General features: G+C 69.9%; 7 protein-coding genes. 2 read left to right on the top strand and 5 right to left on the bottom strand.

What is annotated here, in order from left to right:
- Window positions 1-227 precede the first annotated feature (227 nt).
- The 4 genes from PX653_RS06050 to PX653_RS06035 form a co-directional block, all read right to left on the bottom strand.
- The gene (locus PX653_RS06050; RefSeq protein ID WP_277417013.1) at window positions 228-1127 is read right to left on the bottom strand and encodes a flagellin N-terminal helical domain-containing protein; all 900 of its coding nucleotides are present in this window, start codon (window positions 1125-1127) and stop codon (window positions 228-230) included.
- A gap of 149 nt (window positions 1128-1276) precedes the next feature.
- Window positions 1277-3190: a hypothetical protein gene (locus PX653_RS06045; protein WP_277417012.1), complete on the bottom strand. Its 1914-nt coding sequence runs from the start codon at window positions 3188-3190 to the stop codon at window positions 1277-1279.
- Window positions 3171-5933 (bottom strand): hypothetical protein, encoded by a 2763-nt coding sequence (locus tag PX653_RS06040; RefSeq protein ID WP_277417011.1) that lies wholly within the window; start codon window positions 5931-5933, stop codon window positions 3171-3173. The genes PX653_RS06045 and PX653_RS06040 overlap by 20 nt, the downstream gene beginning before the upstream one ends.
- Window positions 5930-6277: a hypothetical protein gene (locus PX653_RS06035; RefSeq protein ID WP_277417010.1), complete on the bottom strand. Its 348-nt coding sequence runs from the start codon at window positions 6275-6277 to the stop codon at window positions 5930-5932. Before PX653_RS06035 ends, PX653_RS06040 begins: the two co-directional genes overlap by 4 nt.
- 212 nt (window positions 6278-6489) lie before the next feature.
- Between PX653_RS06035 and PX653_RS06030 the strand changes: the two genes are divergently transcribed.
- Together PX653_RS06030 and PX653_RS06025 are read left to right on the top strand one after the other, a co-directional pair.
- Window positions 6490-7548 (top strand): AI-2E family transporter, encoded by a 1059-nt coding sequence (locus PX653_RS06030; RefSeq protein WP_277417009.1) that lies wholly within the window; start codon window positions 6490-6492, stop codon window positions 7546-7548.
- Between the two features lie 4 nt (window positions 7549-7552).
- A complete protein-coding gene (locus PX653_RS06025; protein WP_277417008.1) occupies window positions 7553-11890 on the top strand; it encodes a DEAD/DEAH box helicase in 4338 nt (1445 codons plus the stop codon).
- On the opposite strand, the gene PX653_RS06020 is transcribed toward PX653_RS06025, so the two are convergent.
- A complete protein-coding gene (locus tag PX653_RS06020; protein ID WP_277417007.1) occupies window positions 11821-14715 on the bottom strand; it encodes a sensor domain-containing protein in 2895 nt (964 codons plus the stop codon). The genes PX653_RS06025 and PX653_RS06020 overlap by 70 nt on opposite strands.
- Window positions 14716-14979: the final 264 nt, after the last annotated feature.

Below are 14979 nucleotides of genomic sequence, written 5' to 3'. Positions count from 1 at the left end.
GCGAATTGGGACTGCGAATTGGTCCCTAATATTGCAGAGACGGTGGCGCGCCTGCAGTCGCTGGCGAGGTGGGACTGCCCGGCCGAGTGGATCACGGCAAACCTGGCGCTGCTCCGGGGCGGCGATGTGAGAATTGAAGAATTGGGGACAGCCTCCGATTTCCCCGCCAGGCTGGCCAGGAAATCGGAGGCTGTCCCCAATTTTGTGGTTTTGCTACGCCGTCAGGATTATTGCAGCAGCGACAGGACCAGCGACGATTGGCTGTTGGACTGCTTCAGCATGGCGGTGCCGGCTTGCAGCAGCATCTGGTTCGACGTCATGTTCGCCGATTCCGTCGCGAAGTCCACGTCCATGATGCGGCCGGTGGCGTTCTTCGTGTTGGTCGAGATGCTCGACAGGTTGTTGTACACGTGATCCAGGCGGTTCGACACGGCACCCAGCTTCGAGCGCACGGCGCCGACCGCGTCGATGGCGTCCGCCAGGTTCTTGATCGTGGTGTTGGCGTTGGTCGCGCCGGTCGTGGCATCCGCGCCGGAGATTTCCGTGCCGGCAGCGGCGGCGGCGGTTGCGGCGGCACCGTCGTACTGCGTGGCGGCCACCTTGATCTTGGCGTGCACGGCGGTCATTTCCGTCGTGAAATCGGCCGTCATCTTTTCGTCCTTGTCCGAACCGATCTGGAACGTGATCGTCGTCGACAGCTTGCCGGTGCCGTCCGTCATCAGGTTGGTACCGCCGAACTTGGTGTTCGTCATGATGTTGCCCAGTTCGTTCGACAGCGAATCGAACTCGGCCTGCATCGCAGCCTGGTCGTCCATCGTCGAGGAACCGTCGGCAGCCTGGGTTGCCAGGTCCTTCATGCGGTTCAGGATGTTGGTCGTCTCGTCCAGCGCGCCTTCGGCGGTCTGCATCAGCGAGATCGAGTTCTGCGTGTTGCGCATCGCCACTTGCATGCCGCTCGTCTGGGTCTTCAGGCGGGTGGCGATCTGCAGGCCAGCCGCGTCGTCCATTGCCGAATTGATACGGTAGCCGGTCGACAGGCGGGTCATCGACGTCGACAGCTGGCTCTGGGTACGGGTCAGCGAGTTCTGGGCGGACAGGGCGGCGTTGTTGGTGTGCAGGCTCAGCATGATGTTGCTCCGGTTGGTATTGGTTCAGGGCAGTTTGCTGCCCGCTCATAGGTACAAGACGACCGTCCCGGCGCCGCCATTAAATTGCGTGCGGAAATTTTTTCGGTTCTTTCTACCGCTTCGCGGCCTTTGTCCAAAGGGCAATCCCGTCAGCCCGCGGCACGCCGGCACCGGCGTTGGCGCCGCCGCATGCTCAACCACAAGCCGACCAGGAACAGCAGGATGGCCAGCACGAACAGCAGCGCCAACAGCCGTGCCTGGCCGGCTGCCCCCCCTGCCGCCCCCAGCCCGGCAGCCAGGGACTGGAGCAGCGGTTCCTCGATGGCGCCGGCGTCGCAGCGGCCACGCTGCAGCCGCGCACGGCCGAACAGGTCGACGCTGGCCACCAGCGCATGGCTCGTGCACAGCGCCGTCACGCCGCTGTCGCGCGCCGCGCTCGTCAATCCAGGACGGTAGTTCCCACCCAGACCCGGTTCGCGCGCGCTGGCGCTGCCGCCGCAGTCGCTGCCCGGATACTGCAGGTTGCCGCCCAGACCGGCCGCTGCCGTGCCCGGAGCGCATTGAAACCCCGCATTGCGCAGCAGGATCGTGTTGCCCAGGCTGACCGCCCCCGCCGCCCCGGACGGTCCCGCCAGCCCGCCGGCAGGGTTGTCCGCAACGGTCGTGTTCGTCAAGACAATCCTGGCAGCATTGATCGCGCCCGTTGTCCCGGCCGGCCCGTTGCGCGCGACCAGCCCATTGCCGATCTCCACCGTCGCAGTGCCCGCGGCAATCGCCGGCCCCAGCGCGGCCACGTTGTCGACCAGGATCGGCCGCGCCAGTGCCAGCACGTCCGCCGGTGGCGCGACAGTACTGGCCGCCAACGCGGGCAGTACGCCATCGAACGGCGCCGGCAAGGCCAATGCCTGCCAGCCGGCGATGGCACCGCCCTCGTTCGACCGGAACAGCACCTGCTCGCCGTCCACCCGGCCAGAGAACAACAGCGCGCCGCCCCCGAGCGGCGCGGCGTTGCGGCGGAACTGGGTGCGCGACAAGGTCAGCCCCGGCTGGGCCGTCCACGCTTCCTCGCTCCACGGATTCAGGAGCGGCGCCCGGCCCCAGGACATGACCGCGCCGCCGGCACGGGCCCGGTTGGCTTCGAAGACGCTGTCCTCGATGCGCAGCCGCGTGCCCAGCGCCTGGATGGCGCCACCGAAGCCGGCGCTTGCATTGTCGCGGAAGGTGGCCTGCGCCAGCGTGGCATCGCAGCGTACCAGCGTCAGCGCGCCGCCGCAGCAGCCCCATGCCGCGCCCCACTGCCCGGGCGGCGTGCCGTTGCCCTGGAAGCGGGTGCGGCGGATTTCCACCATCGCATCCGTCAACAACAATGGTGTGCGGTTGTTGGTAAAGGTGCTGTCGACGATCGACACGGTGCGCGCCAGCGCGCGCTGGCCCGTGATCGGCGCCGAGCCGCCGCCGATGGGGGCATCGAAGTTGCCGTTGAACGTGACATTGCGCAGGGCGATGCGGTCGGCGCTGACGATGGCGGCGAACGCGCCGGGCCGGGCCGGGTCGCCATTGCGCGCAAACGTGCTGTCCTGGGCCATCAGGTCCCGCGCAACGTACGCAGCCAGGCTGTCCTGCGTGACGACACCGCGCAACTCGATCGCCGCGCCCCGCACGGCGCCGACCGCGATGCTGCCCGCGTTCGGCGCGCCGGCGGTGGCGGCGGTGCGCGGATTGGATACCGTGACGCCCGTCAGGTGCAATCCCATCCCCACGGCAAACAAGGGGCCCGCCACCGGGCCGCGCAGCGCCACCTTGCCGGCGCCGTCGATTTCGACGGTGGCCGGCGTTGCCAAGGTCCGGGTCAGTACGATCTCGGTCTGCCCGGGTGGGCAGCGGATCTGGATGATGCCGCCGGCCGCGTAGGCCGTCTCCAGGTTGAGGCCCCCTGGCGCATCGGCACGGCCGCACACCGTCACGACCTGCGGGGCGGCAGTGGCGCCACCCGTCCAGGCCAGCATCGACGCGGCCAGTGCGTGGCGCCACCGGAACGCATGGCTAGCGGGGATAGCGTTCAAGGGCCAACCCTGCCTCTCCCCGCCGCACCGGATTGCGCGCGTCGTTCAGGTCGATGAAGATGCGCGGCCCCACCGAGCGGCAGTTGGCGGCCTGGGTCGCCGCGACATTGCTGATGGTGAAGCGGGCACCGCTTTCGTGGTTGACGACACCGCAAGCGCGCCGGTCGGCGCCGAACGCCTCGTGCGCCGGCGTGAACGTCAGCAGGCGCTTCTGCGTCACGGCAAAGTACTCGACCCGGTCGCCGGCCCTGGCCGCTGCCCAGGCCGCGAACCGGCCACCGTTCTCCCGCTTGAGTTCATTGACGAAGACGTCGAGCGAGCGGCCATAGGCATCCTGCTGGGCCACTTCGAAGAAACCCCAGCCCTGTGGACTGCGGTAGATCGCGATGAACAGGTCGTTCGCCGCCACGCCGTCGCGGTCGTTGAACGCGCTGCACCGGGTCGAATCGACGACGACGAAATGGCGCGCCAGGGTGCGCGCGCCGCAGGTGTTCGGATCGAAATCCTCCGGCATGCGCGGCCGCAGTCCACACGCGAACGAGCCCGCCACGCAGTGGTTGTCGGAGAAGGACCACATCGGCTTGCCCGTCTTCAGGCCCGTGGGCTCGCTTTTCTCGTCCAGCAGGCCCCAGTCGACTTCCTTGCCGTCGAAACGCAGGAACTGCTTGACGCGGGCCCGGTCCAGCGCCTTGCCGTCCGCCCCCATCACGGGCGCCGCCGTCATCAGCGTCGTCGGCACGCCCACGCCGCGGTCGTTGACGACGTCCCCGCTGATCGGCGGATAGATCGTGAATCCCAAGGGCGAGCGGAACCCCTGCGCCGGTTCCTCGTTGCTGCCGCCAGCGGTGATCAGCCAGCCATTGCCGCTGGCATAGCGCTCGCGCGTGTGGTGGCGGTACTGCTGTTCGCGCCCGACCGTCTTGTCGACCGCGATAGCGAGGATCATCGGGTCGGGGCGGTATTGCGACGTCGAGAACCACACCAGCTGGCCGAACGTATATGGCTTGGCCTCCTGGTCCGGCGCATGGCGCATCTGCCCTGTCCATACCTGCAGGGCAGCCAGCTGGTTGTCGGCGCCGGCGCCCAGTTCGAGGAGCGAACGGCCCCGGTAGTAGACATAGTTTTCCTCGGCCAGCCGGCGGTAGGGAATCAGGCGGCGTCCTTCCAGCGAGCCGACCGCCAGCTTGGCCGCCGACAGGTCCAGCAGCGCGGCCGCCGCGTCCACGACAGGCTGGTCCTTGACGTCGCATGCGCGGTCGCTGTGCAGGATGAAGCGGCTCGACTCGTAGTCCCACGACACGTCGCATGCGTAGTCGAGCAGGTTCAGGATGGCCGCATGGCTGAAGCGGTTGTACGGCTTGGCGTTGTACTCGACGAACTCCTCGCGCACGATGCGCTGCATCCGCATCAGCAGCCAGACGCGCAGCTCCTCGTTCAGTTCCGCGATGGTATCGAACCCCTTGCGCTCGTCCTGCGCGCTGAGCTCGGCCATCATCAGCTTGTTCTTCACATAGCGCGACGAGTTCTGCATCAGCAGGTGGTTTTCCGTTTCCTCGATGCCGCCGCCGGCAAACGTGATCAGCACGACGGCGCCGACGGCGACGGCCACCGCCACGCCCACGCCCACCGCGCCCGCCAGCGCGCCCGCGATGGCCCCGGCGATGATCCCCACCAGCGCCGCGGCCAGCAGGAACACCACGACGATCACCAGCGCGGCCAGGAAGCGCCACAGGCTGTCCCAGAACGACTTCTTGCCGAGCGCATCGCTGGCCGCCTCCGAATAGCTGCCGGGGTCGGCGCCCGTGCCGTTGACCGTGTCGATGGCGGCGCCATACTGGTTGGGCAGGTTGCCGCAGCTGGTGACGAGATTGAACACCTCGCGCGCGGTCGCGCCCTGTTCCGGACTGCTGCGCAAGGTCAGGAAGCGGCGGTTGAGCACCGCGACGGCCGCCGCGACGTCCTCGCCGATCGGCAAGGTGGAACGGCCGAAGCGGAGCAGCAGCGCCGCCAGGCGCGTGTACTCGATGACGGCCATGTCCCAGTCGCCGTTCAGCCCCTCCAGCTTGAACGTGAACTCGGACAGGCACGGCAGCTTGCCGGCGCTGGTGCCCGCCAGCTCTGGCGTGACGACGCCGCCCTCCTCCGTCCAGGGGCCGTGGCGTGGATGGGTCATGACGGCGCGGATCTGCCGGGCCAGGCACTCCTGGCTGAGGCGCAGGCCGACCATCTCCCCCTCCTTTTCGCGCGCGACCCCGGCACAGGCGGCACCGCTGACGCCCGCCGCGCTGTCGTACAGCTCAAGATATACCCGGTTGACGATGTCGTGGTCCGTTTCGCCCTGATGGGCGACGCCATCCGAGGTCAGCGGCAGCCAGTCGCGCCGCACCTCCGCGCCGCTCAGGAACATCTCGCAGTCCCACGCCCGGTGCGACCGGTCGGCCAGCAGCGCGGCCTTGCCCAGCATCAGCGTGACGGGCCACTGAGCCAGGTTCGGTACCGGCGCATCGAATGCCTTGCCACGCCGGCTGGCCAGCGCGAAACCGCGCGCGAACGCGAATTCGTTGCCACACGCCATGGCCCGGTGCAGCACGTAGGCGCGCGCCGCGATGCCGTCGCGCGCGATCGTGCCATCGGTGGCGGCCGCGCCGAAGCGCGCCGGCGTCTCGTTGACGCCACCCGCCGTGCCGTGCCACAGCGACAGCAGCGCCAGGGCGCCGATCAGCACGAAAAGACGCGGGCTCACGGCGGCAGGTCTCCGCGCGGCCCCGCGTTTTCCTGCAGGGTTTCTTCCCGCACGGCTGTCGTCACGCACGTGGTATCGGCGGCAAACGCCTCGCGCCAGACAAAGCCCTGCGCGCAGGTCTTGGGCCCGAACGGTCCGCTGACCCACAGCAGCGGCGCACGCGCGTTGTCGGCCGCGGCACGGCGCCGGCTGGCCGGGCTGACGCAGACATTGTCGTTGGCCGCCGCCGTCCGCACCACCGTGCCGGCCGGACAGGGAGCCGGCTGCGCGATGCTCGGCAGTGCCAACAGCGACAACCCCAGCAGTGCGGCGGGCACCACGTGGGCGCAAGGACTGGACAGCACGGCACCTCCCTTCCGCCAGCGCCGCCGGGTGGCGTCGGATGCGTTCTGCTAGCCGGTCACTGTAATCTAGCCGAGCAAAGCAAAACATCAAGGACGCTCTGCCAAAGTGTCGCGTACACGCACACGCGGCCATTCCGCACGTGCATGACCGGGCCGGGCCGTGGGATCGTCTATCATGTGGCAACGTAAGCAATATTGTCCTTTGGAGCCCCATGAAGCAATTCACCCTGCCGCAAAACTCGTTCCTGCTGCTGCTCGGCCTCGTCACCCTGGCCTTCATCTGGATCCTCAGTCCGTTCGCGGGCGCCATCTTCTGGGGTGTCGTGTTCGCGATCGTGTTCGCGCCCCTGCATTACCGCCTGCTGGAGGTCAGCGGCAACAAGCCGACCGCCTCCGCGCTGATCGCCCTGCTGCTGATCCTGCTGATGGTGATCCTGCCCGTGACCCTGATCGCCATCTCGCTGGTGGACCAGGCCGCCGCCGTGTACGCGATGATCGAGTCGGGCCAGATCAATTTCGGCACCATGTTCCAGCGCGCCATCAACGGCATGCCGTCCTGGGCGCTGGGGCTGCTGGAGCGCTTCGAGCTGACCAGCCTGGCCACGCTGGAGGCCAAGCTGACGGCCGCCGCCGCCCAGATCAGCCAGGCCACCGCCAAGTACGCCATCAATGTCGGCCGCAACGCCCTCGACTTCATGGTCAGCGTGACGGTCATGCTGTACCTGCTGTTCTTCCTGTTCCGCGACGGCCAGACGCTGTCCGCCAAGATCCGCAGCGCCGTGCCGCTCAGCGAGCGCTACAAGGAGCCGCTGTTCCAGAACTTCATCACCGTCATCCGCGCCACCGTCAAGGGCAACATCCTCGTCGCCCTGGCCCAGGGCGCGCTGGGCGGGATGGCGTTCTGGTTCCTCGACGTGCCCGGCCCCCTGCTGTGGGGCGTCGTGATGGCGTTCCTGTCGCTGCTGCCCGCCGTCGGCGCCGCCATCATCTGGGGTCCCGTCGCCATCTACTTCCTCGTCACGGGGTCGGTGTGGCAGGGGGTGGGCCTGATCGTCTATGGCGTCATGGTGATCGGCCTGGTGGACAACCTGCTGCGCCCCATCCTGGTCGGCAAGGACACCAAGCTGCCCGACTACGTGGTGCTGCTGTCCACCATCGGCGGCATGGCGCTGTTCGGCCTGAACGGCTTCGTCATCGGGCCCGTGATCGCGGCCCTGTTCATCGCCACGTGGGACCTGTTCGCCAACGCGGGCGAATTCCACGACCGCTGAGGCGATGGCGCCGGACCCGCTGCACGATTTCCACCCCGCCGTCGCGGCGTGGTTCCGCGCCGCCTTTGCCGGCGCCACCGAGGCCCAGCGGCGCGCCTGGCCGCTGGTGCAGGCCGGCCGCACCACGCTGATCGCCGCGCCCACGGGCTCGGGCAAGACACTGACGGCGTTCCTGGCCGCCATCGACGCGCTGGTGCGCGAAAGCGCCCAAGCGCCGCTGCCGGACGAGACGCGCGTACTGTACGTGTCGCCACTGAAGGCGCTGTCGAACGACATCCGCGTCAACCTGCTGGCCCCGCTGGAGGGGATCGATGCGCAACTGGCCGCATTGGACCTGCCGCCGCACGGCATCCGCAGCGCCGTGCGCACGGGCGACACCCCGCAGGCCGAGCGCAACGCGGCGCGCAGGCGCCCGCCCCATATCCTGGTCTCGACCCCGGAATCGCTGTACGTGCTGCTGGGCAGCGACTCCGGCCGCGCCATGCTGGCCACCGTGCGCACCGTCATCGTCGACGAGATCCATGCGGTGGCCGGCGGCAAGCGCGGCAGCCACCTGGCGCTCAGCCTGGAACGGCTCGACGCACTGCTGGCCCGGCCGGCGGTACGCATCGGCCTGTCCGCCACCCAGAAACCCATCGCCGTCGTCGCGCAGTTCCTGGCCGGCGCGGAGCGGCCGTGTGCCATCGTCGATGTCGGCCACGTGCGGGAGCGCGACCTGGGCCTGGAGCTGCCGCCCGTGCCGCTGGAGGCCGTGATGCCGAACGAGGTGTGGGACCGGGTCTACGACCGGCTGGCGGAACTGGCCGCGCTGCACCGCACCACCCTCGTCTTCGTCAATACGCGCCGGATGGCGGAGCGCATGGCGCGCCACCTGGGCGACCGCCTGGGTGCCGAACACGTGACGGCGCACCACGGCAGCCTGGCCAAGGAGTTCCGCCTGGACGCCGAGCAGCGCCTGAAGCGGGGCGAGCTGCGTATGCTGATCGCCACGGCCTCGCTGGAGCTGGGCATCGACATCGGCGACGTCGACCTGGTGTGCCAGGTCGGCTCGCCGCGCAGCATCGCCGCCTTCCTGCAGCGGGTCGGCCGCTCCGGCCACCACGTTGGCGGCCTGCCGAAGGGGCGGCTGTTCCCCACGTCGCGCGACGACCTGATCGAATGCGCGGCACTGCTGGACTGCGTGCGCCGCGACGAACTCGACGCGCTGCGCATCCCCGTCGCGCCGCTGGACGTGCTGGCGCAGCAGATCGTGGCCGAAGCGGGCCTGCGCGAATGGGGCGAGGACGCGCTGTTCGACCTGATACGGGGCGCCACGCCTTATGCGGCCCTGCCGCGCGAGCGCTTCGAGGCCGTGCTGCGCATGCTGGTCGAGGGCTACTACAGCCGCCAGGGCGTGCGCGGCGCCTGGCTGCACCGCGATACCGTCAGCGGCACGGTGCGCGGCCGGCGCGGCGGCAAGCTGGCCGCCGTGATGTCGGGCGGGACGATCCCCGACAACGCCGACTTCACGGTCCTGCTGGAACCGGCCGGCCTGAACGTGGGCACCGTGCACGAGGACTTCGCGGTCGAAAGCCTGGCCGGCGACGTGTTCCAGCTGGGGAACACGTCATACCGCATCCTGCGCGTGGAAGCGGGCAAGGTGCGTGTCGAGGATGCCCGCGGCGCCGCACCCAACATCCCGTTCTGGCTGGGCGAAGCGCCCGGGCGCAGCGACGAGCTGTCGCTGGGCGTGGCGCGCCTGCGCGGCGAGATCGACCGCCTGCTGGGTGAGCGCGACGACGGCGCCGCCGCCATCGAGCATGCCGTGCAGTGGCTGTTTGAACACCTGGGCCTGGACGACGACGCGGCGCGCCAGATCGTCGAGTACCTGGCACGCGCCCGCGCCGCGCTGGGCGCGCTGCCCACCGCGGCCACGCTGGTGCTGGAGCGCTTCTTCGACGAATCGGGCGGCATGCAGCTGGTGCTGCACTCGCCCTATGGCAGCCGCATCAACCGGGCCTGGGGGCTGGCGCTGCGCAAGCGCTTCTGCCGCACGTTCAACTTCGAGCTGCAGGCCGCCGCGACGGAGGATGCGATCGTGCTGTCCCTGTCGGACAGCCACAGTTTCCCGCTCGACGAGGTGTGGCGCTACCTGCGCTCGAACAGCGCGCAGCACGTGCTGGTGCAGGCATTGCTGGATGCGCCGCTGTTCAACGTGCGCTGGCGCTGGAACGCCACCACGGCGCTGGCCCTGCCCCGCTTCGCCGGCGGGCGCAAGGTGGCGCCGCAGCTGATGCGCATGAAGAGCGACGACATGCTGGCCGCCGTGTTCCCCGACCAGGCAGCGTGCCTGGAGAACATCGCGGGCGAGCGCGAGATTCCCAGCCATCCGCTGGTGGACCAGACGCTGGACGACTGCCTGCACGAGGCGATGGACGCCGAAGGCTGGCTGGCGCTGCTGCGCCGCATGGAAGCGGGCCAGGTCACGCTGCTGGCACGCGACCTGCCGGCGCCGTCGCCGCTGGCGATGGAGATCCTGAATGCGCGCCCGTATGCCTTCCTCGATGACGCACCGCTGGAGGAACGGCGCACCCAGGCGGTGCTGAACCGGCGCTGGACCGAACCGACGTCCACCGACGACCTGGGGGCGCTGGACGCGGGCGCCATCGAGTCCGTCGCGACGGAAAGCTGGCCCGCCGTGCGCAACAGCGACGAGATGCACGAGGCACTGGTGGCGCTGGCCTGCGTCACCGTCGACGAAGCGGCCGCGAACGACGGCTGGCCCGCATGGCTGGCGGCGCTGGCCGCCGGCGGCCGGGCCACACGGCTCGACCGGCTGTGGGTGGCGCTGGAACGGCTGACGTGCGTGCAGGCGGCCTGGCCGGACGCCGTGCCGGCACCGCCGCTGGCCGTGCCGGAGCGCCTGGCACTGGCCGGCGACGAACCTTGGACGCGCGACGCCGCGCTGGTGGAAGTCCTGCGTGCCCGCCTGTCCGGCTTCGGGCCGCAGACATTGGCCGCCATCGCGGCGCCGCTGCGGCTGCCGGAGGGCACGGTGGCGAGCGCGCTGGCGCAGCTGGAAGCGCAAGGCTACGTGCTGCGCGGGAGGTTCACGCCGGGGGCGGCGGCCGAGCAATGGTGCGAGCGCCACCTGCTGGCGCGCATCCACCGCTACACGATCCGCCACCTGCGGCGCGAGATCGAACCCGTCGAGCGGCGCGATTTCATGCGTTTCCTGTTCGAGTGGCAGCACGTGGCGCCGGATGCCCGCCTGCAGGGCGGCGACGCGCTGGCCCAGGTGCTGGCCCAGCTGGAAGGCTACGAGGCGGCCGCCGGCGCGTGGGAAAGCGAACTGCTGGCAACGCGGGTGCGCGACTATTCGCAGCTGTACCTGGACGAACTGTGTCGCGCCGGTCGCATCGTCTGGACGCGGGTGGGCGCGCCGGCCAGCGCCAGCGGCGGTCCCGTGCGCGGCACGCCGCTGGTGCTGCTGCCGCGCCGCCAGCTGGGCCTGTGGCACGCGCTGCCGGCAGTCGCCGGCGAAGTGGCGCTGTCGGCCCGCGCGCTGCGCGTGGTGGACGCGCTGCGCCGGCATGGCGCCATGTTCTTCGACGAGCTGGCGCACGACGCCCGCCTGCTGGGCACCGAACTGGAAGACGCGCTGGGCGAGCTGGTGGCGACAGGCCTCGTCAATGCGGACAGTTTCGCCGGCCTGCGCGCCATGCTGGTGCCGGCGGCCAGGCGCAACACGATGGACCGCCGCCGTCGCAAGGGGGCCGGGCCGACCATGGAGGAAGCGGGCCGCTGGGCACTGGTGCGGCGCGCCGATGGCGTGACGCTGGTCGAACGCTCGGCGGACACCGCGCCACCCGCACCGGCACCGTCGCGCCGCCCGCGCACGGAGCCGGAGACGCTGGAGCACATCGCGCTGACCTTGTTGCGCCGCTACGGCGTCATGTTCTGGCACCTGCTGGAACGGGAAGCGGCCTGGCTGCCCGCCTGGCGCGAGCTGCTGCCTGTCTACCACCGCCTGGAAGCGCGCGGCGAGATCCGTGGCGGACGCTTCGTCGCCGGCCTGTCGGGCGAGCAGTTCGCGCTGCCCGAGGCGATTGCGCTGCTGCGCGACATGCGCCGGCGCGAGCACGACGGCAGCCTGGTGGCGGTCTCGGGCGTCGATCCGCTGAACCAGTGCGGCACCCTGCTGCCGGGCGACAAGGTGCCTGCGCTGGCGGGCAACCGCGCGCTGTTCCGCGACGGCGTGCCTGTCGCCACGCTCGTCGCCGGCAAGTTCCACTACCTCGGTACGCCCACGCCCGCGGAGCGGGAGGCATGGCATGGCGCGCTGGTGGGCCGAACTGGCTGATGGCACGGGCGACAGGCACCTGTCAGTCGGCCTGCGACCGGCAGATGGGCGCCTGTCACCAGGGGTTCCTGCTCACCCGGCCAGGAACGCCTCGAACTCGGCCACCCCCAAGGGCCGCGCGAACAGATACCCCTGCCCTCGTCGCAGCGGGCATGGTGCAGCGCTTCCAGCATCGTCTCCGTTTCGATCCCCTCGGCCACGACGGACAGCCCCAGCACGTGCGCCATGCCGACCAGCGCGCGGATGAATGCCGTGTCGTGCTCGTCCTCGCTGAGGAACGAACGGTCCAGCTTCAGCACATCGACCGGGAAACGCTTCAGGTACGACAGGCTGGAGTAGCCCGTGCCGAAATCGTCCAGCGACAGCTTGATGCCCAGCGCCTTCAGCTCGCGCAAGGTGGCGGCCGACCCGGCCACGTCCTCGATCAGCGCGCTTTCCGTGATCTCCAGCTCCAGGCAGTCGGCCGGCAGGTCGGCCGCCGCCAGGGCCTCGCCCACGTGGCCGACGAGGTCGGCCGAGCGCAACTGCCGGGCCGACACGTTGACGGACACCCGCAGCGACAGCCCATGCACGTCATTGACGTGGCGGGCGAAGCGGCAAGCCTCCCGCAGCACCCAGGCGCCGATGGCCTCGATCTGGCCCCGCTCCTCGGCGATCGGGATGAACTCCAGTGGCGACACGGGCCCGAACTCCGGATGGCGCCAGCGCAGCAGCGCCTCCATCCCGCATGGCGTCAGGGAGCGCAGGTGCATGCGCGGCTGGTACACCACTTCCAGCTGGCCCAGCGCCAGCGCGCGCGGCAGCGCCAGCTCCAGCGTCAGCCGGCGCCTGGCCTCCGTGCTCATCTCCGGCTCGAAGAACTGGTAGGAGCCATTGCCCAGGGCCTTGGCCTTGTACATGGCCGTGTCGGCGTTCTGGAACAACTGCGCGGGCGAGGCGTCCGTACCGTCCGCCATGCCGATGCCGATCGACGCGCCCACCGACAATTCCATGCCATCGACCAGGAACGGCGCACGCAGTACCGCCAGCAGCCGCTCCGCGATGGCGGCCGCCGCGCCCCGGTCGGCGCAGCGCGCGGCCACCACGAACTCGTCGCCGCCCAGGCGCGCCACTTCGTCGTCCGGCCGCATGCACGATGCCAGCCGCTGACCCACCTCCTGCAGCAGCCGGTCCCCGGTCGCGTGGCCCAGCGAATCGTTGATGGCCTTGAAGCGGTTCAGGTCGATGAAGAACACCGTGGGACAGTGGCCGGCGCCGGGCTGGCCCAGCATCGTCTCCACGCGGCGGTTGATCCAGGCGCGGTTCGGCAGCCCGGTCAGCGTGTCGCGCGTGGCCAGCTGTTCCAGGCGGGTCTCGGCCTGCTTGCGTTCCGTGATGTCGTGGAAGAACACCGACAGGCCGTCCTCGTGCGCATACACCCGTTCGCTCAGCCAGGCGTTCAGCGGCTCGTACGGCAGTTCGAAGCTGGTGCTGCGGCGCTCGGCCATCGCACGGCGGTAGCGCGCGCCGATCTCGGTGGCGCACAGGGATGGCGCCACGTCCCACAGGATCTTGCCGATCGAGGCGTCGCGATCGACGCCGACGAAATCGGCGGCGCGCATATTCGCGTACGTGATCTGCCACTGCTCGTTGACGGAGAAGAAGCCGTCATGGATGCTTTCCAGCAGCGTGCGCGTATGCTCGTGCGACTTCTGCAACGCGAGGCGGGTGCGCCAGCTTTCCGTGACGTCGCGCGCGCTGGCGTAGATCACGTCGCTGCCGGGCGGGCGGCGCATGCACAGCGCCAGCTGCACCGGCGTGCCGTCCTTGTGGCGGCAGCCGACCGTCGTGCTGAAGTCGCCGTCGCGCCGGCTCAGCTCCATGATCTTTTCCGCCGTGGCGGTGCTGGCGTCGGCGCGGATGAAGTCCATGCCGGGCTTGCCCGTCACGTCGGCCGGCTCGTAGCCCAGCACCGCGCGCAGCGACTGGTTGACGTGCAGGATCGTGCCCTGCAGCGAGAGCAGCAGCATGATGTCCGGCGAGTTCTCGATCAGCGCCACGTTCTGCTCCGCCATGGCGCGGATCTGCCGCACCATTTCCTTCTCGCGCGTGATGTCGCGCGAGATCATCACCGCGCCCAGGCAGCGTCCCGTGTCCGGATCGGTGACGGGCCCGGCGTTGGTGCCGAGCCAGACGAAGCGGCCGTCCGGCATGCGCTTGCGTACTTCGATGCTGACCTGCTGGCCGCCCAGCACGGCGGCCAGCGCGACGTCGGCCCCGGGCTGGTCGTCCGGATGGAGGAAATCGATGACGGGCGCACCCACCATGTCGGCCGGCGTCCAGCCCATCATGCGCGTGTAGGAGGGCGAGATGTGCACGTAACGCCCTTCCGGCCCGCAGTGGGCGATCAGGTCCGTGCTGTTGTCCACCAGCAGGCGGTGCCCCGCTTCGCCGCGCAGCGCGTGCTCGAGCTGCGCGCGCGCCTCCGTCACGTCGACGATCGCGCCGCGGTAACCGCCGTCCTGCGGCAGGCCCGAAATCACGACATGGCGCGTTTCGCCTTCGTCGCACGCCAGCGCCAGCTCCTCCCGGAACGCCACGCCGCACGCCATCGCCGCGGCCACCTGCGCCGCCACCGGTCCGGCCAGCGGATGGGCGCCCGCGAGCCAGTCCACCAGCGCCGTGCCGCGCAAGGCGTCGGCCAGCTGCCGCGGCTGCGCCAGCACATCGACAACGATGCCGTCGGCGCCTGTTTGCCAGTGCGCCCCGAGGTCGCACGAGCACGCGTGCCGGCGCGCGTGTGCGCGGCTGGTGTCATGGGAAACCGGAAGGGAGGGATGGGACATGGATGACCGCGGGGCCGGTGGCTGCCAGCAAGAGTTAAGGGGTTCCGGCGGGGGCGAGGCCGTGCGGACACAAGGATACCACTGTGCGCCATCTCATCTTGCGTTTGCACAAGTACTGTTGGCAAGCAACAACGCTGCAGCCGTCCTCGTCCGTGCTCAGGCACCTGGCCGTAACGCCGCGGCTTTCATGCGCCAATTGATCGAATGACGCGGTGGCGCGCAGCGCAGCGAATCCGCGCGCAAATACCGCTCGATTATCCGAGC

Origin of the sequence: Pseudoduganella chitinolytica, assembly GCF_029028125.1 — a bacterium.
In the GTDB taxonomy this organism is placed as follows: domain Bacteria; phylum Pseudomonadota; class Gammaproteobacteria; order Burkholderiales; family Burkholderiaceae_D; genus Rugamonas; species Rugamonas chitinolytica.
The sequence above is the reverse complement of the archived record's forward strand: the minus strand, read 5'-3'. Positions and strand labels throughout refer to the sequence as shown.

Excerpts from the sequence above, each read along its gene's own strand:
- PX653_RS06050 (WP_277417013.1), bottom strand. The coding sequence starts at position 1,127 with ATGCTGAGCCTGCACACCAACAACGCCGCCCTGTCCGCCCAGAACTCG.
- PX653_RS06030 (WP_277417009.1), top strand. The coding sequence starts at position 6,490 with ATGAAGCAATTCACCCTGCCGCAAAACTCGTTCCTGCTGCTGCTCGGC.
- PX653_RS06025 (WP_277417008.1), top strand. The coding sequence starts at position 7,553 with ATGGCGCCGGACCCGCTGCACGATTTCCACCCCGCCGTCGCGGCGTGG.
- PX653_RS06020 (WP_277417007.1), bottom strand. The coding sequence starts at position 14,715 with ATGTCCCATCCCTCCCTTCCGGTTTCCCATGACACCAGCCGCGCACAC.